Here is a 23,531-nt window from a genome sequence, read left to right on the forward strand (position 1 = left end):
TTCTATTACGTTGTGTGGTTATTTGGAATAGCCTCACCCCGCCGGCGCCACCAACACCGGCACCTGCACCCCATCAATCACCTTCCCGCTCACCGAAGGGTCCAACAACCGCCCCAGCCGCGACAGATGCCGGTGCCCCATGATGATCAACTCACACCCCAGCGCCCGCGCCTTCCCCACAATCACCTCAGCCGGCAGCCCAGCCATCATGTGCCCCTGGCACTCAAACCCCGCCCGCTGCAGATCATCCACAGCCGCCCCCACAGCCTGATCCGCATGCTGCTGCTCCTCGCAAGCCGCAGGGTACTCCTGCATTTCCTCAGGCGTATAAGGCCCAGGCACATCATGCACCGCAAAGGTGGCATCAATGGCCAGCAGCACATGCAGGCGGTGTTCCCCAGGTTGGCAATACCGCCTGGCCAGGGTAACCAGCGCGTGGGAGGCGGGGGAGGCGTCAATGGCAATAAGGACAGGGCAGGGCATCGTGTTTCCTTGAGTCGGCCAGGCGAAAGGGGCTGTCTTCGAGCCACCATTCTTCGCCCAACCCACCCTGTGGATAAATACCCCACCGCGCACGAGCGCATTGCACCAGACGCAATCGGGCAACCTGCTACCATCGCCCCATCGAAATAGCGCGACGGAAACCACCCCCATGCAACTCCCGGACATGAACCTGCTGGTCGCCCTCGATGTGCTGCTCGACGAGGGCAGCGTGGTGGGCGCCGCGCAGCGCATGAACCTGAGCCCCGCTGCCATGAGCCGCACCCTGGGGCGCATCCGGGAGGCGCTGGGCGACCCGATACTGGTGCGCGCCGGTCGCGGCCTGGTCCCCACCCCACGCGCACTGGCCCTGCGTGACCAGGTGCACGGCCTGGTCGAGCAGGCCGGCCAGGTGTTCCGCAGCCGCGAAGGCGTGGACCTGGCCAACCTGCACCGGGCCTTCAACATCCGCACCAACGACCTGTTCATTGCCCTCTACGGGGCCAAGCTGCTGCGCATGATGCTGGCCGAGGCGCCCCACACCGTGCTGCGCTTCGTGCCGGAGGGCAGTGGCGATGACGATGCCATGCTGCGCAACGGGCAGATCGACCTGATCGTCAGCTCGTCCGTGGAACTGGGCCCGGAGATCAAGGTGCAGAGCCTGTTCAATACGTACTTCGTGGGGCTGGCCCGTACCGACCACCCCATCTTCGACGGCCCCATTACCCCCGAACGCTTTGCCGCGTTCCCGCAGATCAGCGTGTCCCGGCGGGGCCGCGCCAACGGGCCAATCGATGTGGCCTTGGCCAACCACCGCGTGGAACGGCAAGTGGCACTGATTACCACCAGCTTCCATTCCGCGATGTTCTCGCTGCCGGACTCGGACCTGATCCTGCCCATACCCGCCAACATCCTGAACAGCGTGCAGCGCCTGAAACTGCCGTTGCGGTCTTTTGAGATCCCGGTGCCGCTGGAAACCGTCACCGTGATGCAGGCCTGGCACCCGCGCTTTGACAACGACCCCGCCCACCGCTGGCTACGCCAGACCATGAAAGCCTGCGGTATCAGCGACCCGTGAAAGTCGTCGATTGCGTTTGACGCAATATAAACCTGCTGACAATTCAGTTTTCGTCATCATTCGACCTTCTTAAAATTGCTCCAGTCGCAAATATGTTGCTGGAGATTTCTGTTAATGAATGCCTTTTCTGCCCCTTCTACCGGAACCGCCGCCGCACCCGCGCCGGCCGTACCGGTGCCGAGCCCCTTCGGCCTGCGGGTGGTGGTTGGGCTGTTTGGCGTGTTGCTGGCCGTGCTGTGTGCGGGCCTGAATGAATCGGTGACCAAGATTTCCCTGGCCGATATCCGCGGGGCCATGGGTATTGGTGCCGACGAAGGCGCCTGGCTGCTGGCGGCGTACAGCGCCGCCTCGGTGTCGGCCATGGCCTTCGCGCCGTGGCTGGCTACCACCTTCTCCCTGCGGCGCTTCACTCTCTGCGCCATCGCAGTGTTCGCAGTGCTGGGCCTGCTGCAGCCATTTGCCCCCAACCTGCACAGCCTGATGCTGCTGCGGGTGCTGCAGGGCTTTGCCTCCGGTGCCTTGCCGCCGATGCTGATGAGCGTGGCCCTGCGCTTTCTGCCCCCAGGCATCAAGGTGTATGGGCTGGCCTGTTATGCCCTGACAGCAACGTTCGGCCCCAACCTGGGCACGCCGCTGGCGGGCCTGTGGACCGAGTACGTCGGCTGGCAATGGGCGTTCTGGCAGATCATTGTGCCGTCACTGCTGGCGGGTGCCTGTGTGGCCTGGGGCCTGCCGCAGGACCCGTTGCGCCTTGAACGCTTCAAGCAGTTCGACTGGCGCGGTGTGCTGCTCGGCCTGCCGGCCATCAGCAGTATCGTGCTGGGGCTCTCGCTGGGCGACCGCTGGGGCTGGTTCGACTCGCCGCTGATCTGCTGGCTGCTGGGCGGGGGCGTGTTGCTGCTGGTGCTGTTCCTGTTCAACGAGTGGTCCGAGCCCCTGCCGTTCTTCCAGTTGCGCATGTTGTCGCGGCGCAACCTGAGTTTTGCCTTGCTGACACTGTGTGGCGTGCTGGTAGTGCTCTCGGGCGTAGGCAGCATCCCGTCCGCCTACCTGGCGCAGGTGCAAGGGTATCGGCCCGCGCAGACCAGCCCGTTGATGCTGTTGGTGGCCATGCCCCAGCTGATCGCGCTGCCGCTTACCGCCGCACTGTGCAACATCCGCGCGGTGGATTGCCGGTGGGTGCTGGCTTGTGGGCTGGCCATGCTGTGCTGCTCGTGCATTGGCAGCAGCCTGCTGACCTCACAGTGGATACGGGGCGACTTCTACCCGTTCTACCTGCTGCAGGTGTTTGGCCAGCCCATGGCCGTGCTGCCCCTGCTGATGCTGTCCACCACGGGCATGAGCCCGCAGGACGGGCCGTTTGCATCCGCCTGGTTCAACACCGTCAAGGGCCTGTCCGCCGCCATCGCGGGCGGCCTGCTGGACGGGCTGGGTACCGTGCGCCGGCATTTCCATTCCAATCACCTGGTCGACAGCCTGGGCAATGCCGCGTTGGTAGACGGCAACACCCCTGGCCTGGCTGCACGCATTCACGAACAAGCCGCAGTACTGACCTCCGCCGACCTCTACCTGGTCATGGCGGGTGTCGCCGTTGCCCTGATCTGCCTGATTCCTTTCGTGCCTACCCGGGTCTACCCGCCGCGTGCGGTGGCCTGACCCCTGGATGACTTCGAGTAACGCTGAAATGACCCAAAACCGCAAAACCCTGTTCATTGGCTCGGTGCTGGCCGTGGCCGTGCTGGCCGCCCTCGTTGGCCCCTGGCTGTTTGGCAGTGACCACCGGCAGAGCACCAACGATGCCTATGTGATCGCCGACTACACCGTGGTCGCGCCCAAGGTCGCCGGCTTCATCAAGGAGGTATTGGTGGAGGACAACCAGCAGGTCAAGGCTGGGCAGTTGCTGGCGACCATCGACGCCCGTGACTACCAGGCCGCCCTGGATGCTGCCCAGGCGCAGTTGCTGGTGGCCCAGGCACAAAGCGCCGACGCCCGCGCCACCCTTGACCGGCAGGGGGCACTGATCGCCCAGGCCGAAGCGGCGGTAAAGGCGGCCCAGGCCGAAGTGAGCTTTGCCGACCATGAAGTGCGCCGCTACGGCCGGCTGGCCGAGCAGGGCGCCGGCACCGTGCAGAACGCCCAGCAAGCCCGCAGCCGGGTGGACCAGGCCCGGGCCCGTCTGGCCAATGCTCAGGCGGCGCTGGTGGCTACCCGCAAGCAGGTGGACATCCTCACCGCCCAGGTGGCCAGTGCCGATGGCCAGCTCAAACGTGCCGAAGCGGGCCTGGAGAAAGCCCAGCTGGATTTGTCGTACACCCGCATCACTGCACCGGTGGACGGCATGGTGGGTGAGCGCGCCTTGCGCGTGGGTGCCTATGTAACGCCCGGGGCGCGGCTGCTTTCGGTGGTGCCGTTGCAGCAGGCCTATGTGGTCGGCAACTTCCAGGAAACCCAGCTGACCCACGTGCAGCCCGGCCAGCCGGTGACTGTCAGCGTCGACACCTTCGCCGGTGAGCAACTGCACGGCCACGTGCAAAGCATCGCCCCGGCAACGGGCGTCACCTTCGCCGCCGTCAAACCAGACAACGCCACGGGTAACTTCACCAAGGTGGTGCAGCGCATCCCGGTGAAAATCGTGTTCGATGACGGGCAACCCCTGCTGAGCCGCCTGCGGGTTGGCATGTCGGTGGAGGCCACCATTGATACCCAGGCGCAAACACTGCAGGGCAGCGAGGTCAGTGCACGATGAAGCCGGCATTACGCTTGAGCCCGTTGCTGCTGGCCCTGTGCATGGCCGGCTGTACCCTGGGCCCGGATTTCCAGCGGCCCGACAGCCAGGCCCCGCAGCAGTGGGCCGGTATCCAGGGCCAGGCTGCGGCCAGCCAGCCGCAACCTGAGCCCCTGGAAACCCGGTGGTGGGAAACCTTTCACGATGCGCAGCTCACCGCGCTGATCCAGCGGGTTGCCGAGCGCAACCTCGACCTGCAGATGGCCAGTGCGCGCCTGCTGCAAAGCCGGGCGATGCGCAGCACCGTGGCGGCCGACGAAGCGCCGACAGTGGAGGCCAACGCCGGTTACAGCCGCGCCCGCAACAGTGCGGAGGGCCTGAATGACCCCTCGGGCAAGGCCGGCAAGCAGGCGTTCAGCCTGTGGCAGGGTGACCTGGTGGCCGGGTGGGAGCTTGACCTGTGGGGCCGTGTGCGACGGCAAGTAGAGGCGGCGGATGCCTCGGTGCAGGTGGCTGAAAACGATCGCCGCGCCGTGTTGCTGGCATTGCTCTCGGAAACCGCCGGGGACTATATCCAGTTGCGCGCCGTGCAGCACACCCTTGCTGTGACGCAGGACAACCTCAAGGTCGCCCGGCATAGCCTGAAGCTGTCTGAAGACCGCCAGGCCGAAGGCGTCGCCACCCGCTTGGACGTGGCCCAGGCCAGTGCCCAGGTGGCGTCCATCGAAGCACGCCTGCCCACGCTGGAAGCTCGGCGTGACGACCTGATCAACGCCCTGAGCCTGCTCGCCGCCGAACCGCCGCGCAGCCTGCAGGCCCAACTGCAGCAGGGCGCCGACCTGCCTGCACCGCAACAGCGCTTTGCTATCGGTCTACCGTCCGAACTGGCCCAGCGCCGGCCCGACATTCGCCGGGCCGAAGCCCGCTTGCATGCGGCCACGGCCAGCATTGGCGTGGCCAAGGCCGACTTCTACCCCAGCATTCGGCTGTCGGGCAATGTCGGCTTCCAGGCCATGCAACTGGCCGATTTCGGCGCCTGGGATTCGCGCCGCTTCGCGTTTGGGCCGCAGTTGTCGTTGCCGATTTTCGAAGGGGGCCGGCTCAAGGGCACCCTGGCGCTGCGCGAGGCGCAGCAGCAGGAGGCGGCGTTGAACTACCGCAAGGTGGTGCTGGGCGCGTGGCACGAGATCGACGACGTGCTGCGGCTGTACAACGCCAGCCAGCTGCGCCGCGATCACCTGGCAGAAGCCGTGCGCCAGAACCGTATCGCCCTGGAAACGGCCCAGCGCCAGTACGTGGAAGGTGCGGTGGACTTTCTCAATGTACTGACCGTGCAGGGCGCCTTGCTGACCAGTGAAGAGCAACTGATCGACAGTTCGGCGGCAGTTTCCCAGGCCCTGGTGGGGTTGTACAAGGCGCTGGGCGGTGGGTGGCAGGGGTTTGAGCAGGGTTGAACCTTGGTGTCGATCTGCGCACCACCGTACAAACCACGTCCTGCCTCAAAGCCCGCGCAACAACCCAAACCGTTTGCGCAACACCCAGTCCAGCAGCCGCCGCGGCAGCACTCGCGCCAATAGCGGCAGGGCGGTGCTGCCATTGCCGAGCCTGACCAGCACCGGCACGGGCGAGCGCCGCGTTGCCGCCAACACACCCTGGGCAAAGCTCGCCGCAGGGGTGGGCCTGTCCTGGGAAGCACGGGCCCTGGCCTGGATCTGCTCACGTAACGGCCACCAGGGCGACGTCGGTGCCAGCAACTGCTCAGCCTCGTGTTGCGCATGGCTGGCAAACTGCGACGCGATGGCACCGGGCTGCACCTCCATCACCCGAACGCCGAACGGCGCCAGCTCCAGCCGCAGGGCGTCGGTCAGTGCATGCACAGCGGCCTTGGAGGCGCAGTAAGCCCCGGCGAACGGCGTCACCAGCACACCCGACACACTGCCGATATTCACCACCAGGCCTCTGGACCGGCGCAGCAACGGGAACAACGCGCGGGTTACCCCCACCAGGGCGAACACATTGGTCTGGAACTGGCGCTGCATGGCGTCTACCCCACCATCGAGCAGGGGCCCCATGGCGCCGTAGCCTGCGTTGTTGATCAGGATATCGAGGGTGGGCAGCTCCTCGGCCAGCCGGGTCAGTGCCTGCGGGTCGTTGACGTCCAGCGGCCTGGCAGTAAAACCTGCAGCGGCCAGGCGTTCAACGTCTTCAGGTTTACGGGCGGTGGCCCACACTTCATGGCCGGCATCGCGGAAGGCGTCGGCCAGGGCGCGGCCGATGCCGCTGGAACAACCGGTGATCAGAACGGTGGGCATGGCAGAGCCTTAGGTCAGGGTCGGTTAGTTGGCGAAGGTGCCTTGCAGGTGCTCGGCGCGGAATTCCAGGGTTTGCGCACGGTAGCCTGCGCGCAGTGGGGGCAGTGGCAGGCAGTCGCTCCATTGGGCACCCGCCTGCAGTTCGCCAGGGCCACGGTAGCGCGGTGCGTTGTAGGTGTTTTCGGCAAGGTTGACGGTGTCGCCCGGCGCATAGGCGGCCACCCGCCAGCGCAGTTCGGTGAGCGGCACCGCGTTGTCGTTGCGGATTGTGACCTGCAATGGGCGATCGGCCGGGCATTGGGCAGGTGCATGGACCAGCCGCAGGTCTAACCGCGCCAGTTGCGACGCCTCGCGGCTGTCCTGCCAGATGACGAACAGTGCCACCAGCCCCAGCCCACCAATGGCCGCCAGGGAGATCGGCAATGCCTTGGCCGGGTAGCGCAGCAGCAGTACCAGCCAGGTAAGGATGAGCAGGGCGCCGATGATCATGGGGATGCAGACCTGAGTTGCGCGGGGTCTGAGCATCGTAGCGTGAAATGGGAATGGGCTCAAAACGGCGGCAGTCACTGCCTTGACCCGTTCGAGCCCATCGCTGGCAAGCCGGCGCCTACACCGGCCTCATCAACCCAGGCCGGTCGCGCCCTCTGCCGCCACCGAGGTACGCCCATACACGTCCTCGAAACGCTCGATATCGTCCTCGCCCAGGTAGCTGCCCGATTGCACCTCGATGATTTCCAGCGGGATCTTGCCGGGGTTGCGCAGGCGGTGTACCGAGGCGATCGGGATGTAGGTGGACTGGTTCTCAGTCAGCAGGAATACCTTCTCGTCACAGGTGACCTCGGCGGTGCCGGACACCACGATCCAGTGTTCCGCACGGTGGTGGTGCATCTGCAACGACAGGCTGGCGCCCGGCTTCACGGTGATGTGCTTGACCTGGAAGCGGCCGCCCATGTCTACCGAATCGTACGAGCCCCACGGGCGATAGACTTCCAGGTGGTTCTGGGTTTCGCTGCGGCCCTGCTCGTCCAGCGACTTGACCATCTGCTTCACGCCCTGAACCTTGTCCTTGTGGGCGATCATCATGGCGTCCTTGGTCTCGACCACCACGATGTTCTCCAGGCCGATCACCGACACCAGCTTGCCATTGCCGTGGATCATGCAGTTGTGGCTGTCCTGCACCATCACGTCGCCCTTGGTGACGTTGCCGTTGTCGTCCTTGTCGTGCACATCCCACAGCGACGACCAGCAACCCACGTCGCTCCAACCGGCCGACATCGGCACCACGCAGGCGCGCCGGGTTTTCTCCATCACCGCATAGTCGATGGAGTTGTCCGGGCAGCAGGCGAAGGTGGCTTCATCGATGCTCAGCGTGTCGCCATCGGCCTGGCTGCGTTCCAGGGCCAGCATGCAGGTGTCGTAGATATCGGGGTCGTGCTTTTTCAGTTCTTCGATGAAGCGGCTGGCACGGAACAGGAACATGCCGCTGTTCCAGAAGTAGCCACCGGCCTGGACGAACTCGGCAGCGCGCTTTTCATCGGGCTTTTCCACGAACTGGGCCACCCGCGCCACCCCTTCGGGCAACAAGGCATCCTGGCTGGAACGGATGTAGCCATAGCCGGTTTCAGGCTTGGTCGCCGGCACCCCGAACAGCACCATCTCGCCACGTTCGGCAGCTACCGTGGCCAGGGCCAGCGCGCGTTGCAGGGCCTTCTGGTCATCGATCACATGGTCGGCTGGCAGTACCAGCATCAGCTCGTCACGGCCTTCATTCACCAGCTTCATGGCGGTCATGGCCACGGCTGGGGCGGTGTTGCGCCCGAATGGCTCCAGCAGGATGCCCTGGGTCTGCAGCGACAGCGCGGCCAGTTGCTCCTGCACGATGAAGGTGTGGTCCTTGTTGCAGACCACAATGGGCGCATCCATGCCTTCGAACACCAGCCGTTCGATGGTTTGCTGGAACAGGGTGTGCTCGCCGGTCAGGGCCAGAAACTGCTTGGGGAACTGCTTGCGCGACAGGGGCCACAGGCGCGAACCGCTACCACCAGAAAGAATTACCGGGATCATCGTGTTTCTCCACTAGTCATCGAGGGGTAGTTGAAATCAGTTGCCCGATACCGGGCGGGTGACCCAGACCGGCGACAGCGCGCTGCCGGAACCGGTGACGTACAGCACGGCCGCTTCGCCGCGCTCCAGGGCGACGGGTTTCACGTCACCCACTTTCTTGCTGCCCTGGTACAGCGCCAGGTTGACCTTGACCGGGTTGATTTCCCGTTCGCCACGGCCGTGGGCGGCCACCGGCTTGACCACTTCGGTCTTGCCGTCGGCGGTTTTCAGGGTGAGTGACTGGTCGCTCAGGTTTTGCACGCGTACCAGGGCCTTCTGCTTGTTCTTGAACGGCGGCTCCTCCACCAGCTGCGGGTTGCCGGTACCGCTGTTGACCAGGGTGTAGTACTTGTCGGAGGCCAGTTGCACCGGCACCTGCTTGCCGCCGACCTGGGCGGTGTAGTCACCGCCTGGCAGGAAGCTGAAGTCGCTGCTGGCCTGGGCACCCACCTGCTTGATCTGGGTATTGCCGACGCTGGCGGCAGCCGGTGCGCTGGCGGCGTTGAACAGGCGCACGAAGGTGGAGCCTTTTGGCGCGCTCGGCCCGTAGAGGGCGGCGTCGGCGCCGGCGAAGGCCTGCAGTGATGCCAGGGACAGGCCGGCTGCGAGGGTGAGGGCCTTGGCAATGGAAGTTTTAGGAGTCATGTGCGGTTTCCTCTCTATCAGGGGTGCGTCCGGGTGGACGACATGGCCAGGTTTGCTTCGGACTTGCGGGTGTTCTTCAGCTGCGCGATCCATTGCGGATCGAAGCGGCTGAGGTCGGTTTTCATCGGCAGGTAACGCTCGGGGAATTCCCACACCACCACTTGCGGCGGGGCATTGCGCAACGCGTCGCTTTGCAGGTACTTGAGCATCGGCACCAGCGGCCCGTGGCCGTCTTCGGCGTAGTTGGCCACGTCGCTGCGCAGCGCCTGCTGCAGTGCCCCCAGGAAATTCCAGTGCGGGTTGGCGCTGTAGCTGGTGCCCACCAGGGCCACCGGAATGCGGGTGTCGGCGAACAGCGCGTCATCGCCCTGCGTTTCGGCCTGCGCCGGGCGCGTGGTGCGCTGTTGCAGGGTGTCGGGTGCCGGCAGCAGGTTGCTGAACAGCGGGTCCAGCGGCAGGAAATGGGTCAGGTCGCCCTTGTACGGGGCGGTGGGGCCGGCTTCGGTCACGAAGGCCTGTTGCTCGCCTTCGAGCAGGTGCTGGCGGCCGACCGCTTCGGCCAGGGCCTGGGCTGCGGTCTCGGCGCCCATCGGTGTCCAGTGGGTGTCGGTACGCAGGAACACCTGGCCGCGGGCCTTGGCTTGTTCCAGCGGCGCCATCAGGTCTGGGGCAAACACCCCGGCCTGGCGCGCCCTGGCATGGAAGCGGTTGTACAGGTCCTCGTGCAGGCTGGCCGGGCGTTGCTTGCCCAGGTACTCGTCATACACCCGCGCCTTGGCCGGTACGATCGCCAATACCAGCTGGCTGCCCTGCTGTTGCAGGGTATCGCGCACGCCACGGATCAGCGCCAGGTTGTCCTGCATCCGTTGCTCGGCGCCGGCGGCGGGCTTGAATTCCTCGTCGCTGTACAGCCACTGGTCGCGCCCCAACACCACACCGGGGCGGCCCTCGTTGAACAGTTTTAAATCCATGGCCGCCCACAGGTTGGTGCCCAGGCGCTTGATCGGGAACTGCGCGTCGTAGTGCGTCTCGGCGGCCTTGGCCAGCTTGCCATCCAGCAGGGTCATCGGCGCCGTGCGCTGGAATCCCTGCAGGCCACCAAGGGACCACACCCCCATGCCTACCAGCAGACCGAGGAACGACAGGGAATAGGTGATGCGTAATGTGCGGGTCATGTGAGGCCCCTCAGAACTGGAAGTACAGGAACGGCGAGTAGCTCTGCGCCGAAAGCTTGAGGACCGAGGCGGCGAACAACAGCAGCACCAGCACACGGGTCAGTACTCGCGTCACGTCCACGCCCACCGAACCGTCGGCGTTGACCTGCGCCGGGGTGGGCAGGGCCGCTGCCGGGGTGGCCGTGCGATAGAAGTCGCGCAGGCCGAACCACGCCAGGGTGAGGTAGGCAATCACCAGGGTGGCCACCTGCAGGCCGGTCAGCTGGGCGCGGTTGAGCTCCGACAGCTGCCAGTCGCCGAAGCTGAACATGGCGCCATACATGCGGCCGGCCACGTGCAGGTTTTCGGCGCGGAAGATCACCCAGCCGACCACCACCAGCAGGAAGGTGAATGCCCATTTGACCGGGTTGAAACGCTGCGGGTTGGTGTCGATGCCCAGCGCGCGTTCGATCGCCAGCCACATGCCGTGCCAGGCACCCCAGAGGATGTAGGTGAAGTTGGCGCCGTGCCACAGGCCACCCAGCAGCATGGTCAGGAACAGGTTGCGGTAGGTGTTGAAGGTGCCTTTGCGGTTGCCACCCAGGGTGATGTACAGGTAGTCGCGCAGCCAGGTCGACAGGCTGATGTGCCAGCGGCGCCAGAACTCGGTGATCGACTGGCTGATGTACGGCTGCTTGAAGTTCTCCATGAAGCGGAAGCCCATCATCAGGCCAAGGCCGATGGCCATGTCGCTGTAGCCACTGAAGTCGAAGTACAACTGCGCGGTGTAGGCCAGTGCCCCCAGCCAGGCGTCACCGGTGGTGGGTGCCTGCAGGGCGAAGCAGTGGTCGGCGATCACGGCCAGGGTGTCGGCGATGAACACCTTCTTGATGAAGCCCTGCATGAAGCGGGTGCAGCCTTCGGAGAACTTGTCCAGGGTGTGGGTGCGGTTGTTGAACTGCTCCACCAGGTCCTTGAAGCGCAGCACGGGGCCGGCGATCAGGTGCGGGAAGATCGCCACGAACGCCGCGAAGTCGATCAGGTTGCGGGTGGCCGGGGTGTCGCCGCGGTACACGTCGATGATGTAGCTGATGGACTCGAAGATGTAGAACGAGATACCGATCGGCAGCAGCACGTGGGTGAGGATGAACGGCTCCAGGCCGAACGAGGTGACGATGGCGTTGAGGCTGTCGACGCCGAAGTTGGCGTACTTGAAGTAGCCCAGTATTGCCAGGTCCACGCCCACGCCCAGCAGCAGCCAGCGCTGTGCCGGCTTGGTACGCACGCCGGCTGCACCGACCTTCAGGCCGATCCAGTAATTCCACAGCGTGACGCCGGCGAACAGGGCCAGGAAGTCCACCCGCCACCAGGCGTAGAAGATGTAGCTGGCGACCAGCAGCAGCAGGTTGCGATAGCGCTGCCCGCTCAAGTAGTACAGGCCGAGGAAGATCGGCAAGAACAGGAACAGGAACACGTTGGACGAGAAGACCATCCCGGCTCTCCTAATTGGCTCACAGCATTCAGGGCAAACGCCCCCCAAACCCCCCACGCAGACGCGGTGGGCTACCTAGACTTTCCGTAGGCGCGCGTTTACCCGCGCCTACGGGCTTGCGTCAGTTTTTCGGGTCATACACCCGGGTCATGTCGCCACCCATGCGGAAGCTGTTGAACGGCTGCATGCCGTGCTTGCGCTGCAGGGTGTCGCCTACGCAGTGGTACAGCGCACACCAGGGTTCGAGCCAGGCGTACTTGGTGTCCACTTTCAGGTCCTTCATGTCCTGTTTCTCGCCTGCCCGTTCGGCGAAATGGCGCGGGTCGCGGGCGCCGGCCAGCACGCCTTCGCCCAGGCGCTGCAGGGCGAAGTTGTTCTCGCTGCGCAGGTCCACGCCGTTGGCCTGGGCGAAACTTGCGATCAGCGCCAGCGGCGGCAGGGCGTAGTTGTGGTAGGCCAGGGCGCGCTGCCTGCGTTTGATTTCATTGGGCAGGAAGCCCTGCTCGTCGACCTGGTTGGCGCCCACCTTGTATTCCTTCACGGCCCAGTCGAACAGGTCGCGGCGGTCGGTGGCCACGGCAGTGGCCATCACCGACCAGGCGGCCCAGTAACTGTGGTTGTTGATCTTCTGCAAGGGCAGGTTGCTCCAGTCGCGCACGGTCTGCTCGGCCAGGCGGGCGAACCACTTTTCGATCAGTTCGGCCTCGGCCTGGTGGGCCGCCAGCGGTTGCGAGCGGGAGAACTTCAAGCGCAGCCAGGAGCCGCTCATGCTGCCCAGCGCCCATTTGCGCATCGACTTGCCGGTGTGGTTGTACTGGGTGGACATCAGCGCATCGGCCCGGGCCCAGGTGCCCAGCCAGGTCAACGCGCAATCGAGCTGCGCCGGGCGGCCGTCACGCATGTACTGGGTGACCATCTTGCTCACGCCTTTTTCAAGGGTGGTGATGGCTTCGGTCGAGGTGCGGAAGGCGTGTTCGGAGTCGAGGTTGAGGGTGGCCCGCGCCTTGTCCGAGCCCTCGTACTTGCTGCGAAATTGCAGCGCGCCGGTATAGGGTTTGGGCGCAGCTTCACAGCGGAACTTGCTGTCGCCGGTCTTGAGCTTTTCGATGCCTTCGTAGTACCCCTGCGGCGGTACCAGGGCGGCCTGTGCGGCACTGCCGCAAAGGGCCAGGGCGAGCAGGGCGGGGCGCAAGATGTTCGTGTAATGGGTCATGGTCGCCTCACTGGCCGGCTTGCGCGGTGTGCGCAGGCCCGGCGAAGTTGTTGCGTTTGCAGAGCTTGGCCTCGACGTTCTGGGTGCCTTTTTCCGGCCCCTGTACCTCGAAGGCCAACAGGCTTTGATCGGCCCAGTCCTCGTCTTCGCGCATCTGGAACACGAAGCGGCCGTCGGTATCGGAGGTTTCCGGCTTTTCCAGCTTGAGGTCTTCGTGCCGGCCGTTGAGGTACCACAGGGTGGCTTGCAGCACCTTCACCGACGGGTCTTCGAACTTCACGTCCATCTGCAGGTTGCGGTTGACCAAGGGCTTGATCACGCCACCTTTGCCATTGACCATCAGTTGGTTCTGGCCAGGCTTAAGCGCAGTGCTGGCGCTCATCAGCGCGGGGCGGTCGTCACAGCCATCGTCGAGCAGGCCGAGGATCTGCCGCCAGATGGTCTCCTGGTCCAGGCGGTACAGCGGCGAGAACTCCCACACCAGGATCTTCGGCGGGTTCTTCCGGAATTCTTCGCTGCCCAGGTACTGGATCATCGAGCCTTCAAGGCCGCCGCCGGGGAAGGCGACGTTCAGCACGTCGGCACCGATGTACTGCTCCAGAAAGCCGGCAAAGTTGTAGTTCTTGCCGCTGTGGCTGGTGCCCACCAAGGTGATCTGGGCGTTGCCTTGGTCGCCGAACAGGTCGTCGCCATCGCCGCTCGCACCCTTGGGCTCGGTGCTGAACTGGTCCATGTACTGCACGGCGTAGCTGGTGCCGCACAGCTGCCCGGCCACGTTATGCAGGGTGCCGGTCTTGCCCATGCGCCCAGACTGGGTGGTTTCGAATTCCTTGCGCGGGATGCCCTCGAACGCCGGCATCTTGTGCACCGTGTCGGCCACGATTCGCGCGGCGCGCTCGGCGCCGTAAGGGGTCCAGTGCTGGTCGCCGCGGAAGTAGAAGTCCTTGCCCTGGTCGGCAGCGGCCAGTTGCTCGTTGGTCAGGGGCGACAGGTCGGGCACGTTGTAGCCCATGCCGGCAAAGCGCTTGAGCATGGCCTGGTAGTTGGCCAATGCCTTTGGGTAGTTGAAGGCGGCTTTTTCAGCCGGTTCGAGCATGTTGCGGTTCACCAGGCCACGGGTAGGCTGGTACACCACCACCAGCTCGACACCGCGCTTCTTGAAGGCGTCGTGCACCTGCTGCAGGCGCTTGTAGCCGGCCGGTGTGGTGCCGAATTCGGTGCGCAGGTCTTCCCGGGTACGGAACAGCCAGTCCCCTTTGGCCTGCACCAGCGTGGTGAAGTTCTGCTGGTAGCGGGTGGTGTAGCGGCTGGCATCGTGCGCTTCGGGGCACAGCTGGCAGCACGGCTCGGCGGTGAAGGTGGGGGCCTTCACCTGGTCGGCGCGCGCGCCCTGGCTGATGGCCAGAAGGGCGCAGGTAACGCCCAGCAGTTTGAGGGGGTGTGCGGTCATGGTCGGGGCTTCCTTAATCGATCATTTCGGCCTGGCGTTCGACCGGGTCGATCAGCACAGCCTTCTGCTGGCGCACCAGCAGGTCGAGGATTTCGTCCTGGCGCTGGCCCAGCACGCCACTGAGGGTGATACCGCTGGCCTTGCGCGGGGCCAGCATGGCCACCTTGTACAGCTCCACCGACAACGGCGAGTCGATAGACAGCGGGCCGGAGCCGTTGGCCACCAGCTGCCCGCCCACCACAATCAGCGACACCTTGGTATCGAACGGGTCCAGGGCGATGTCGCGGTCGGTGTCGGACAGGTCCTTGATATGGCCGTACACCCCAACCAGGCCGTTGGCCATGGCGACGTTTTCGTACAGCCGGATGTTCACGCTGTTGCGCACGCGGATGCCGTGGCGGCGGTTGTTGACCAGCTTGTTGCCCCAGATCAGGTTGTCGCCGCTTTCGTACAGGGTGATGCCATCGGTGTGGTTGCGGTAGATCTCGTTGTAGGCCACCAGGTTGTTGATGCTGTTACGGTCGATCACCACCCCGGAGAGCTTGTTGTCGAAGCTCTTGTTGTTGATGATCCAGCTGTCGTTCACCTCGCGGGACACGATGATGCCGTGCTTCTTGCGCGTGCCATGCACCGTGTTGCCGGCAATGATCAGGCCATGGGAGCGGTCGTGCGGGTCGATGCCGTAGACGATGTTGTCGCGGTAGGTGTTGTCCTTCACCACGAAGTCGCGGGTTTCATAGCAGTAGAAGCCGTACCACATGTCGCTGAACTGCGACCCGATGATCCAGCCGGTCGGCTCGGGCCGGCCCATGCGCCTGGCCAGGTTGGGCGTGTACTGCGAAATGCTCACGCCGTAGGACTTGGACTTGGCATAGCCGAGGCTGGCCATGGTGGTGTTGACGATGTAGGTCTCGGTGCCGCCCCACGACAGCAGGAACGGGCGAAACGCCTTGGGCGAGCGGAACGTGGCCGGGCCGTTGCTTCGTTCGCGCCAGCCGGTCACCTGGGTGTCGGTGACGAACAGCTTGCCGTCGTTTACCAGAAACGCACCGCCTTCCTCGGACAGGCGCAGTTGCCTGACCTTGCTGTTGATCTCCAGCGTGCCCTTGCGCCCGACCACGATGGGCAGGCGTGCCAGGTACACGCCCGGCTGCACTTCGTTCAGGTACTGCCTGGGCACCTGGCGGCTCAGTTGCGCCAGGTCGACATGGCCGTCATCGATGAAGATGGCCTGTGGAATGCCGTGCTGGCGCTGCACCCACTCGGCGGCCTTGTTGTCGCCACCGACGAACTCCTTGAGGCTGTCTTCCTGGAACATGCGGCGCACCGTGACCTTGCCCGGGTGGCTGCGGTCGATCTTGCTCTGCACGGCTTGCGCGGTGTAGCCGGAAAGGTCGGGCAGCGTGGGCGGGTCCATGTGCAGCGGTTCTGTCGGCGCGCTGGACACCGTATAAGTGCGTGCCTGCTGCAGTTCCTTGGCCAGCAGGCGCGGCTCTGCGGCGGCGACCAGGCCGCTGGCCAGCAGCAGGGCGCTGGCCAGCAGGCCGTGGCGCAAATGTGGATGAAGGTTCATGGCAATCCCCTTGCGGCCTCAGAAACGCCAGATCACATCGACGAAGGCGCGGTGCATGTAGCTGTCCGCCTCCTTGCCGTATGCATCGCCCGGCTTGAATACTCCGGCGCGCAGGCGTACCAGTGCGGAGGGCTCGTCGATGGCCTGGCTCATCGACGCCGGCAGCAGGCCTTGCTTGAAGTACTTGGTGACGACCACGTCCATTTCCTGGCCAAGGTCCTTTTCGCCATCGACCAGCGGGCGGTTCACGCCGTTGTCGTTGACCACTGCATTGATGCCGCTGGAGCCGATATTCTGCTTGCCGTCCACGCGCCAGAACTTGTGGTAGAGGAAGCTGGCGTCGTAGTCGTCGCGCAGTTGCCAGGAGGCGAACAGGGTGGCCGCCTGCAGGTTGCCCAGCTCGCCGCGGAACGCTTCGCCGAAGCGGTGCACGCGCGACCGGGTGCCGGTGAAGTTGGAGCGGTTGCTCTCAAGGCCGGTTTGCTCGAAATTGTTGCCGCCGTCGTCCCCACCCCCACTGCCGCGCGCATAGGCGGCGCCGACCTGCCACTGCGGGTTGAGGCGCAGGCGCATACCCAGGTCGGTGGCCCAGGCATTCACGTCACCGCGCTGGGTGCCGCTGGCCACTTGCTGGCCGCCGACCTGGCGGCTGCCGAGGGTGTCGCGGTTACCGGTCAGCCAGGTCAGGCTGCCCCAGTAGTTGATGCTGTGATCGTTGCGCCAGTTGTAGGCGTCGCTGTTGGCTTCCAGGCCCAGCCAGGTCAGGTCGCCGGTGCGGGTCTTGTCCAGCGCATCAACGGTTTCACCCGGCTGCTTCAGGCTGCCGCTGTCATGGGTATGGTGGGCGCGCAGGCCAACCCAGTGTCCAGGTGTCCACTGGGTGGCTATGTTGCCGTAGACGTGGGTGCGGTCCTTGTCCTGTGGCGCCAGTTCGGTGAGGTCGGTGCGGTATTCGCTGAAGCGCTGGGCAACGCCCAGGTCGGCCTTGAGCAGGGTGGTGTCGAAGGTCCAGTTGAGGGCTTCGATGTTGGTGTCCCGCCACATGCCGTCATCGCTGCGCAAGCGCTGGCGGCCCAGGCGCAGTTGCTCGCCGGGGTAGGCGGTGAGGCCGCTGTAGCCTACCCAGAACTCACGCATGGCCAGGTAGCTTTTGTCTGGCTGACGGCTGTCTTCAGCCGTGTCGGTGGTGGTGCCGTCGTCGTTCTGGCGCAGGGTGTCGGTTTCGATGGTGTCGGTAGCAGTGACCGCCTGGCCCATGGCGTAGGCGCTCCAGTTGCCGCGCTCGCCGTACACCCAAGGGCGCAGGTCCAGGCCCAGGCCATTGACGTCGCCACCGGGGCGGGTGCCCAGGTCGCGGTCGTCTTCGGACTGGCCAGTGACTTTCACTTCCAGGCCGAAATTCTTGTCGGCGGTCAGCTGCGCCAGGGTGGGGCAGGACCATAGCAGGGCGAAGCTCAGGCCGATGCCGGCTTTCATGAAGGCATTGAGCGTCATAGCGAATCCTCGGCGTCTTCGTCTTGTTCATCGCCCTGCAGGGCCTGGAGGGCCAGAATGCTGTTGGCGCCTTGCGCCATGGCACTGCGGGCCTGGGTTTCCTGGGCGAGCGTGTGCTGGGCCTGGTCGCGCTGCTCGGGCGTGAGCTGCTGGTCGAGTTGCTGCAGCAGCTCGGCAGACTGCGGCGTAGGGTTGGCCTGGGCCAGCTGGGCGAACACCCAGGCGTCGGCGGGCTGCGGGCGCACGCCGTGGCCTTCGCTGAACAACTGGGCCAGGGCATAGTCGGCGCTGTTCTGCCCGCCGCGGGCGGCGGCCAGCAGGTTGTCCAGTGCCTTCTGCGGCTCGACGTTGCCCAGGTAGCCGCGGCGGTACAGCTGGCCCAGGTAGTAACGGGCGCTGGGCTCACCGGCCTCGGCGGCCGCTTGCAGGTGCTGTTCGGCCTTGGCCGCGTCGGCGGGTACGCGGTTGCCTTCGTAGTACAGGCGGCCCAGCAGCAGGTCAGCGCGGGGTTGCTGCGCGTCACGGCCTTTTTCGAGGTAGGCCAGCAACCGGTCGGTATCGCCCAGCTCAGGGAAGTCGTACAGCAACTGCGCCAGGCTCACCCAGGACGCCGGGTTGGCCGGGGCGATGCGTTCGAGCAGTGCCTGGGCGGTTTTCTCGTCGGTGTGGCCAAGGCTGCGATCAGGCAGCACCCGGGCCACGCTGTCTACCCGGGTGCCCGGCACGGCGCCGCGGGCGTAAGCCGACTTGAGCTGCTTGAGCAGGGCGGCCTGCTGCTCGGTCTGGCCGCGTTTTTGGTAGACGGTGGCCAGTTCCACATAACAGCTGTCGGCAGTGGCCAATGCGGCCTTGCACAGCTGTTCGACCTCGTCCAGATGCTGGTCGTAGGTGCCTTGGGTGCGGTACAGCAGCACCTGGGCCACGCCTGCCTCCGGGTAACCGTCGGTGCGCCACTGGTCGATCTGTTTCTGCGCATTGATGCTGGGGAAGCTTTGCGGATACACCAGGTACAGCATCGCCAGCGGGATCAGGGTGTTGCCCTGGCCCTGGCGGGCGGCGAGCTTGAGCAGGGTTTGCGCCTCTTCGCGTTCGGCCTGGGTGCTGCCGGGCTTTGCCACCAGCAGGCGGCCCAGGCGCGCCTGGGCACGGGACGAGGTGGCTGCGGCAGCGCGGTAGGTCGCCTCGGCCTGTTCGAGCTGCGCCGGGTTGCCGGTGGCCACCTTGATGTCGGCCAGCCCCACCTGGGCGTCGCTGTAGCCAAGGTTTGCCAGGGCCTGGTAATTGCGCTCGGCCAGTGCGGTGTCCCCGCGCTTGAGGGCTTCGTTGGCCAGGCGCTGGTCGGGCAGGCCCGCGCAGCCGGCCAAGGTCACGGCCAGGGCGAGCGTGCACCAGGTGAAGGGGCGAGGGCACAGCCCTTGCAGCGGCGGCATGCAGTTCATCACGCGCTCCCCTTACAACCCACGGGCTTGAGCGCTGTCGAACAGCCCGTTCAACGAGGGCCCACGGTCGCTGCTGACCGCCACCGGGCGCCCGGCCAGCTCTGCCGGCAAGCCGCTGTCGGGTTTGATCTGCACGCGGATGTCGGCAGCCAGGTCTTCGCTGTTCAGGCTGCTGCTGCCGACGATCTGGCCAGTTCGCACCTGGTCTTCACCGGCGACCTGGAAGTTGACCCGGGTGCCTGGCTTCACCTCGTCGAACTGGCGGTAGCTGAAGCGTGCTTCCACGGTCGGGGTGGTGGTGCGCGGGATCAGCTGGAAGATCGGCTGGCCCTTGGCGGCGTACTGGCCGTCGTCCACCCACTGGCGGGCGACCACACAGTCGCAGGGGCTGGTGAGGGTACCGGACAGCTGCTTGCCGAACAGCTCTTCGATCTTGGCCGGTTCCAGCTGTGCGTCGTCCAGGCTGCCCTTGAGCATGTCCAGCATGCTGGTGGTGAAGCTGGCCAGCGGCGCACCCTTGCCGATCTGCCCGCCGCCCTGCACCAGGCTGTTGACGGTGCCGTCACGGGGCATGGTGATGGTGGTGGCGGGCACGGCGACCACGCCGGCTTCGGCGCGGCTGACGAAGTACATGCCGTACAGCGACTTGGCGACAAAGCCAAAGGCGGCGATGCCCACCACGAACACACCCAGGGTCACACTGACCGCCTTGAAGCGGCCAAAAGGGGTCAGGCCGCTGCCGCTGTCCTTCTGCTTGCGCGCCTTGGTGAAGTTGTCGCGTTGCAGGGTGCTGAGCACGTCGCCCAGGGTGATCAGCTCACCGGACAGGTGACTGGTGATGAGGTGGCGCAAGGTGGCGATATCGCGGGGTTCCAGGTTCTGGAACTGCGCACCGGTGCGGCCGTCGCCTGCGTTGTAGGCACGTACCTGGAACTCGATGTCCATCGACAAGCCGAGGTTGTCGACCGTGAACTGCAGCCGCCCCCGCAGCACCTCGCCCACGGCCAGCGGCTGCTGGGTATGGAAGCTCAGGCCACCCGCGGACAGGTCCTCGACCTTGACTTCGTGGGGCTGGCGCTGGGCATCGAGGAAACGCAGCTTGGCTGGGATGCGGACCCGGGCATGCTGGCGCTGGGCTTCGGACTCATGCACGACGTTGACGTTCACGGCGGTATTCATGGGGCTCTGTTCCTGTAAGTTCCGATCCGGGTTGGGTCACACGACCATGAACAGCACAGCGACGAAGATGCTGGCGGCCGAGAAGGTCATGGCCCGCGAGGACCAGGTGTTGAACCATTGTTGAAAGCTGGCGAGGTCACGCTTGAGGGCAGTGGGCTGGCGCGTCCACGACTGCTTGTCGAGGCGGAAGAACACGTAGATCTTCATCAGCGCGCCGATGATCTGGTTGTAATAGAGGATCAGCGGGTAGGCCGGGCCCACGCTGTGGCCTGAGCACAGCAGCATGATGGTGAGGATCAGCCGGGTGATGCCGATCCACAGCAGGTACACCAGCAAGAAGGCCAGGCCGAACTTGAGGCTGGCGATCACCGCTACGGTCAGGCCCAGCAGGCTGGTCCACATCGACACCCGCTGGTCGAACAGCACGATGCCGGTGAACAGGCCCAGCCGGCGCAGGCCCAGGCCCAGTGCGCGGGAGTTCTGCCGCAGGTTGTTGCCGTACCAGCGGTACATCAGCTTGCGGCTGGCCTTGAAGAAGCTCTTTTCCGGCGGGTGCTCAACCGTGTTGATGGCTGCGTCCGGCACATAGAAGGTGTCGTAGCCCAGGCGCATCAGGCTGAACCAGCTGGATTTGTCGTCACCGGTCAGGAACTTGAAACGGCCCAGGCGCCAGTGCATCAGCGAGTCGCTTTCCACGTCGGCGATGAACTCGGGGTCGGTCACCACGCTGGCGCGGAACATCGACATGCGCCCGGTCATGGTCAGCACGCGCTTGGACAGGGCCATGGAGCACATGTTGATGTGGCGCTGGGCGAAGCGCAGCTTGTGCCATTCACTCATGATGTAGCCGCCGGGTACTTCGCAGAACTCATTGGTGGTCAGGCCACCGACGTTGGGGTAGAGCTTGAACCAGGGCACGGTCTTGCGTACCACGCCGTCGGCCAGCACGGTGTCGCCATCGATCACCGCCACCACGGCATTTTCGTCCGGCAGCATGCGCGAGATGGCGCGAAAGCCGTAGGCCAGGCCGTCCCGTTTGCCGGTACCGGCAATGCGCACGATGTCGAGGGTGACGTGGGGCGGCGGGTTGTACTTGGCCCACAGGCTCTTCACCAGCAGTTCATCGGACATCTCCACCAGTGAGCACACCACGGTGGTAGGGAAGCCGCAGTTGATCGCTTCACGGATCACCGAGCTGTACACCTGGGCGGTGGTCAGTGCTTCGATGCGAAAGCTGGTGACCATCAGGTACACATGCGAGGGGTCGGCGGCCTTGCCCATGCGCTGCACCTTGCGGCGCAGGTACGGGTACACCCCGTAGAGAAAGATCATGCCGCGGATGAAATGGGTGGCGCCCATGGAGTAGCGCCAGATGCCGACTGCGCCGACCAGGAAGATGAAGTGCTTGGACTGCGCGTCGAAGATGTCGGCTGGCAGGGCCAGGGCGATCAGCATGAGCAGGCTCATGTAGAGCAGCCAACCGGCGCACTGCAACAGCACTGTCTGAAGCCTTTGCATGTTCAGCATCCGTGGAGAATTCAGAAGTAGAGGCAACGCGGGGAGGTGCCCGCGTCGCCTGGCCCGGCCGTTACCAGCAGATGCCTTCGGTACGGCCTTGGGCGCTGGTTGGCTTGCTCATGAAGCCCACCAGGTCGATCACCTGTTTGCCCGCCGGTGCCTTTTGGGCCAGGGCGCGGAACTGCTCGTCACGGTTGCCCAGCACGATGATGTCGGCGTTGTCGATCACCTTCTGGAAGTCGGCGTTGAGCAGCGAGGACACGTGCGGGATCTTCGACTCGATGTACTCCTTGTTGGCCCCGTGGACGCGGGCGTACTGCACGTTCTCGTCATAGATATCGAGCTGGTAGCCCTTGCCGATCAGGCGTTCGGCCAATTCCACCAGTGGGCTTTCGCGCAGGTCGTCGGTGCCTGCCTTGAAGCTCAGGCCCAGCAGGGCGACCTTGCGCTTGTCGTGGCTTTCGATCATGTCGAAGGCGTTCTGCACCTGGGATTCGTTGCTGCGCATCAGCGAGTCCAGCAGCGGCGCCTTCACGTCCAGGCTGGCGGCGCGGTAGGTGAGGGCGCGCACGTCCTTGGGCAGGCACGAGCCGCCAAAGGCGAAGCCAGGGCGCATGTAGTACTGGGACAGGTTGAGCGCCTTGTCCTGGCACACCACTTCCATCACTTCGCGGCCATCCACACCCACGGCCTTGGCAATGTTGCCGATCTCGTTGGCGAACGTGACCTTTGTGGCATGCCACACATTGCAGGTGTACTTGATCATCTCGGCCACTTCGACCGACTTGCGGATGACCGGGGCATCCAGTTCTTCATACAGGGCTTGCAGCACGTCGCCGCTGGCGCTGTCCAGTTCACCGATGACGGTCATGGGCGGCTGGTCGTAGTCCTTGATGGCGGTGCTTTCACGCAGGAACTCCGGGTTCACCGCCACGCCGAAGTCGATGCCGGCGCGTTTGCCCGAGCAGTCCTCCAGAATCGGGATGACCACGTTCTTCACGGTGCCCGGCAACACGGTGCTGCGGACCACGATGGTGTGGCGGCTGGCCTTTTCACGCAGCACATAGCCGATTTCACGGCACACCGACTCGATGTACTCCAGGCCCAGGTCGCCGTTTTTCTTGCTCGGCGTACCCACGCAGATCATCGACACGTCAGTGGCGCGGATGGCTTCGGCAAAGTCGGTGGTGCCGCGCAGGCGGCCATTGGCGATCCCCTGTTGCAGCAGCGTTTCCAGGCCCGGCTCGACGATGGGCGACTTGCCGTGATTGATCAGGTCGATCTTGGTAGCGGACACGTCCACACCGATCACTTCATGGCCACGTGCCGTGAGGCAGCCTGCACAGACTGCACCTACATAACCCAAACCAAAGATGCTGATACGCATCGCTATCACCTCATGTGTTTATCATGCCGACACTGTTCGCCAGCGTCGAACTGGGTGGATCAACCGCAATTTCTGGGCGCAAGGGGGCATGGCAGATGCACACTTCGCCAAGCGCAGATAAAGTAAGTTGTTCAGCGCATTTGAAGATGCACTGCAAGTAGGCAGCATTAAGCCGTTAATTAAAAACAGGCCCTGCTCTGTCGTCGTCTTTATTGCAGTGCGCTACCTGGCGCGCTGCAGTGCTTGTTCTTTCAAGTTGAAAAAAACCTTTGAAATCAACCACGTGGAC

At 64.8% G+C, this 23,531-nt stretch carries 19 protein-coding genes; 4 read left to right on the forward strand and 15 right to left on the reverse strand.

The genetic code is table 11. The features are described 5' to 3' along the window. Nucleotides 1–33: 33 nt before the first annotated feature. Nucleotides 34–483, reverse strand: a complete 450-nt coding sequence (locus tag APH25_RS20820) for a universal stress protein (RefSeq protein ID WP_060483227.1) — start codon at nucleotides 481–483, stop codon at nucleotides 34–36. A 169-nt stretch (nucleotides 484–652) separates the two neighbouring features. Here APH25_RS20820 and APH25_RS20825 point away from each other — a divergent pair, with 169 nt between their 5' ends. The 4 genes from APH25_RS20825 to APH25_RS20840 all read left to right on the forward strand — a co-directional run bounded on the left by APH25_RS20825 (nucleotide 653) and on the right by APH25_RS20840 (nucleotide 5,737). Beyond that, nucleotides 653–1,558, forward strand: coding sequence for a LysR family transcriptional regulator (locus APH25_RS20825; RefSeq protein ID WP_060483228.1), 906 nt, complete (start codon nucleotides 653–655; stop codon nucleotides 1,556–1,558). 114 nt (nucleotides 1,559–1,672) lie between these two features. After that, the gene (locus tag APH25_RS20830; RefSeq protein ID WP_060483229.1) at nucleotides 1,673–3,214 is read left to right on the forward strand and encodes an MFS transporter; all 1,542 of its coding nucleotides are present in this window, start codon (nucleotides 1,673–1,675) and stop codon (nucleotides 3,212–3,214) included. A gap of 28 nt (nucleotides 3,215–3,242) precedes the next feature. Continuing rightward, nucleotides 3,243–4,304 (forward strand): HlyD family secretion protein, encoded by a 1,062-nt coding sequence (locus tag APH25_RS20835; protein ID WP_060483230.1) that lies wholly within the window; start codon nucleotides 3,243–3,245, stop codon nucleotides 4,302–4,304. Beyond that, entirely contained in the window at nucleotides 4,301–5,737 is a 1,437-nt protein-coding gene (locus APH25_RS20840) for an efflux transporter outer membrane subunit (protein ID WP_060483231.1), read from the forward strand. The genes APH25_RS20835 and APH25_RS20840 overlap by 4 nt, the downstream gene beginning before the upstream one ends. Before the next feature lie 45 nt (nucleotides 5,738–5,782). Here APH25_RS20840 and APH25_RS20845 read toward each other — a convergent pair whose 3' ends face one another. The 14 genes from APH25_RS20845 to APH25_RS20910 all read right to left on the reverse strand — a co-directional run bounded on the left by APH25_RS20845 (nucleotide 5,783) and on the right by APH25_RS20910 (nucleotide 23,242). Next, complete coding sequence (locus APH25_RS20845) at nucleotides 5,783–6,595, reverse strand: SDR family oxidoreductase (RefSeq protein ID WP_060483232.1); 813 nt, start codon at nucleotides 6,593–6,595, stop codon at nucleotides 5,783–5,785. 24 nt (nucleotides 6,596–6,619) lie between these two features. Continuing rightward, on the reverse strand, nucleotides 6,620–7,084 hold the full coding sequence (locus APH25_RS20850; protein WP_060483233.1) for a hypothetical protein: 465 nt from the start codon (nucleotides 7,082–7,084) through the stop codon (nucleotides 6,620–6,622). A gap of 132 nt (nucleotides 7,085–7,216) precedes the next feature. Further along, nucleotides 7,217–8,659: a mannose-1-phosphate guanylyltransferase/mannose-6-phosphate isomerase gene (locus APH25_RS20855; protein ID WP_028635244.1), complete on the reverse strand. Its 1,443-nt coding sequence runs from the start codon at nucleotides 8,657–8,659 to the stop codon at nucleotides 7,217–7,219. A 36-nt stretch (nucleotides 8,660–8,695) separates the two neighbouring features. Continuing rightward, nucleotides 8,696–9,343, reverse strand: a complete 648-nt coding sequence (locus APH25_RS20860; RefSeq protein ID WP_028635243.1) for an alginate O-acetyltransferase AlgF — start codon at nucleotides 9,341–9,343, stop codon at nucleotides 8,696–8,698. Nucleotides 9,344–9,360: 17 nt separating this feature from the next. Beyond that, the gene (locus APH25_RS20865; RefSeq protein WP_060483234.1) at nucleotides 9,361–10,518 is read right to left on the reverse strand and encodes an alginate O-acetyltransferase; all 1,158 of its coding nucleotides are present in this window, start codon (nucleotides 10,516–10,518) and stop codon (nucleotides 9,361–9,363) included. A gap of 10 nt (nucleotides 10,519–10,528) precedes the next feature. Beyond that, nucleotides 10,529–11,989, reverse strand: a complete 1,461-nt coding sequence (locus APH25_RS20870; protein WP_060483235.1) for an MBOAT family protein — start codon at nucleotides 11,987–11,989, stop codon at nucleotides 10,529–10,531. 121 nt (nucleotides 11,990–12,110) lie between these two features. Next, nucleotides 12,111–13,202 carry a mannuronate-specific alginate lyase gene (locus APH25_RS20875; RefSeq protein WP_060483236.1) on the reverse strand — a complete coding sequence of 364 codons (1,092 nt, stop codon included), beginning with the start codon at nucleotides 13,200–13,202 and terminating at the stop codon, nucleotides 12,111–12,113. 7 nt (nucleotides 13,203–13,209) lie between these two features. Further along, nucleotides 13,210–14,652 (reverse strand): alginate O-acetyltransferase, encoded by a 1,443-nt coding sequence (locus tag APH25_RS20880; RefSeq protein WP_060483237.1) that lies wholly within the window; start codon nucleotides 14,650–14,652, stop codon nucleotides 13,210–13,212. A gap of 13 nt (nucleotides 14,653–14,665) precedes the next feature. Beyond that, on the reverse strand, nucleotides 14,666–16,225 hold the full coding sequence (algG, locus tag APH25_RS20885) for a mannuronan 5-epimerase AlgG (protein WP_060483238.1): 1,560 nt from the start codon (nucleotides 16,223–16,225) through the stop codon (nucleotides 14,666–14,668). 18 nt (nucleotides 16,226–16,243) lie between these two features. After that, nucleotides 16,244–17,719, reverse strand: coding sequence for an alginate export family protein (locus tag APH25_RS20890; protein ID WP_060483239.1), 1,476 nt, complete (start codon nucleotides 17,717–17,719; stop codon nucleotides 16,244–16,246). Then, the gene (gene algK / locus APH25_RS20895; RefSeq protein WP_060483269.1) at nucleotides 17,716–19,149 is read right to left on the reverse strand and encodes an alginate biosynthesis TPR repeat lipoprotein AlgK; all 1,434 of its coding nucleotides are present in this window, start codon (nucleotides 19,147–19,149) and stop codon (nucleotides 17,716–17,718) included. Before algK ends, APH25_RS20890 begins: the two co-directional genes overlap by 4 nt. A gap of 21 nt (nucleotides 19,150–19,170) precedes the next feature. Beyond that, complete coding sequence (locus tag APH25_RS20900) at nucleotides 19,171–20,337, reverse strand: alginate biosynthesis protein Alg44 (protein ID WP_060483240.1); 1,167 nt, start codon at nucleotides 20,335–20,337, stop codon at nucleotides 19,171–19,173. Between the two features lie 36 nt (nucleotides 20,338–20,373). After that, entirely contained in the window at nucleotides 20,374–21,855 is a 1,482-nt protein-coding gene (locus APH25_RS20905; RefSeq protein WP_060483241.1) for a glycosyltransferase family 2 protein, read from the reverse strand. A 70-nt stretch (nucleotides 21,856–21,925) separates the two neighbouring features. Then, entirely contained in the window at nucleotides 21,926–23,242 is a 1,317-nt protein-coding gene (locus APH25_RS20910; protein ID WP_028635233.1) for a nucleotide sugar dehydrogenase, read from the reverse strand. Nucleotides 23,243–23,531 lie beyond the last annotated feature (289 nt).

Origin of the sequence: Pseudomonas sp. NBRC 111119 (assembly GCF_001320125.1) — a bacterium.
Lineage (GTDB): Bacteria > Pseudomonadota > Gammaproteobacteria > Pseudomonadales > Pseudomonadaceae > Aquipseudomonas > Aquipseudomonas parafulva.

What these genes read in the sequence shown, in the direction of transcription:
- APH25_RS20820 (WP_060483227.1), bottom strand. Translation starts at nt 483, where the DNA reads ATGCCCTGCCCTGTCCTTATTGCCATTGACGCCTCCCCCGCCTCCCAC.
- APH25_RS20825 (WP_060483228.1), top strand. Translation starts at nt 653, where the DNA reads ATGCAACTCCCGGACATGAACCTGCTGGTCGCCCTCGATGTGCTGCTC.
- APH25_RS20830 (WP_060483229.1), top strand. Translation starts at nt 1,673, where the DNA reads ATGAATGCCTTTTCTGCCCCTTCTACCGGAACCGCCGCCGCACCCGCG.
- APH25_RS20835 (WP_060483230.1), top strand. Translation starts at nt 3,243, where the DNA reads ATGACCCAAAACCGCAAAACCCTGTTCATTGGCTCGGTGCTGGCCGTG.
- APH25_RS20840 (WP_060483231.1), top strand. Translation starts at nt 4,301, where the DNA reads ATGAAGCCGGCATTACGCTTGAGCCCGTTGCTGCTGGCCCTGTGCATG.
- APH25_RS20845 (WP_060483232.1), bottom strand. Translation starts at nt 6,595, where the DNA reads ATGCCCACCGTTCTGATCACCGGTTGTTCCAGCGGCATCGGCCGCGCC.
- APH25_RS20850 (WP_060483233.1), bottom strand. Translation starts at nt 7,084, where the DNA reads ATGATCATCGGCGCCCTGCTCATCCTTACCTGGCTGGTACTGCTGCTG.
- APH25_RS20855 (WP_028635244.1), bottom strand. Translation starts at nt 8,659, where the DNA reads ATGATCCCGGTAATTCTTTCTGGTGGTAGCGGTTCGCGCCTGTGGCCC.
- APH25_RS20860 (WP_028635243.1), bottom strand. Translation starts at nt 9,343, where the DNA reads ATGACTCCTAAAACTTCCATTGCCAAGGCCCTCACCCTCGCAGCCGGC.
- APH25_RS20865 (WP_060483234.1), bottom strand. Translation starts at nt 10,518, where the DNA reads ATGACCCGCACATTACGCATCACCTATTCCCTGTCGTTCCTCGGTCTG.
- APH25_RS20870 (WP_060483235.1), bottom strand. Translation starts at nt 11,989, where the DNA reads ATGGTCTTCTCGTCCAACGTGTTCCTGTTCCTGTTCTTGCCGATCTTC.
- APH25_RS20875 (WP_060483236.1), bottom strand. Translation starts at nt 13,202, where the DNA reads ATGACCCATTACACGAACATCTTGCGCCCCGCCCTGCTCGCCCTGGCC.
- APH25_RS20880 (WP_060483237.1), bottom strand. Translation starts at nt 14,652, where the DNA reads ATGACCGCACACCCCCTCAAACTGCTGGGCGTTACCTGCGCCCTTCTG.
- algG (WP_060483238.1), bottom strand. Translation starts at nt 16,225, where the DNA reads ATGAACCTTCATCCACATTTGCGCCACGGCCTGCTGGCCAGCGCCCTG.
- APH25_RS20890 (WP_060483239.1), bottom strand. Translation starts at nt 17,719, where the DNA reads ATGACGCTCAATGCCTTCATGAAAGCCGGCATCGGCCTGAGCTTCGCC.
- algK (WP_060483269.1), bottom strand. Translation starts at nt 19,149, where the DNA reads ATGCCGCCGCTGCAAGGGCTGTGCCCTCGCCCCTTCACCTGGTGCACG.
- APH25_RS20900 (WP_060483240.1), bottom strand. Translation starts at nt 20,337, where the DNA reads ATGAATACCGCCGTGAACGTCAACGTCGTGCATGAGTCCGAAGCCCAG.
- APH25_RS20905 (WP_060483241.1), bottom strand. Translation starts at nt 21,855, where the DNA reads ATGCAAAGGCTTCAGACAGTGCTGTTGCAGTGCGCCGGTTGGCTGCTC.
- APH25_RS20910 (WP_028635233.1), bottom strand. Translation starts at nt 23,242, where the DNA reads ATGCGTATCAGCATCTTTGGTTTGGGTTATGTAGGTGCAGTCTGTGCA.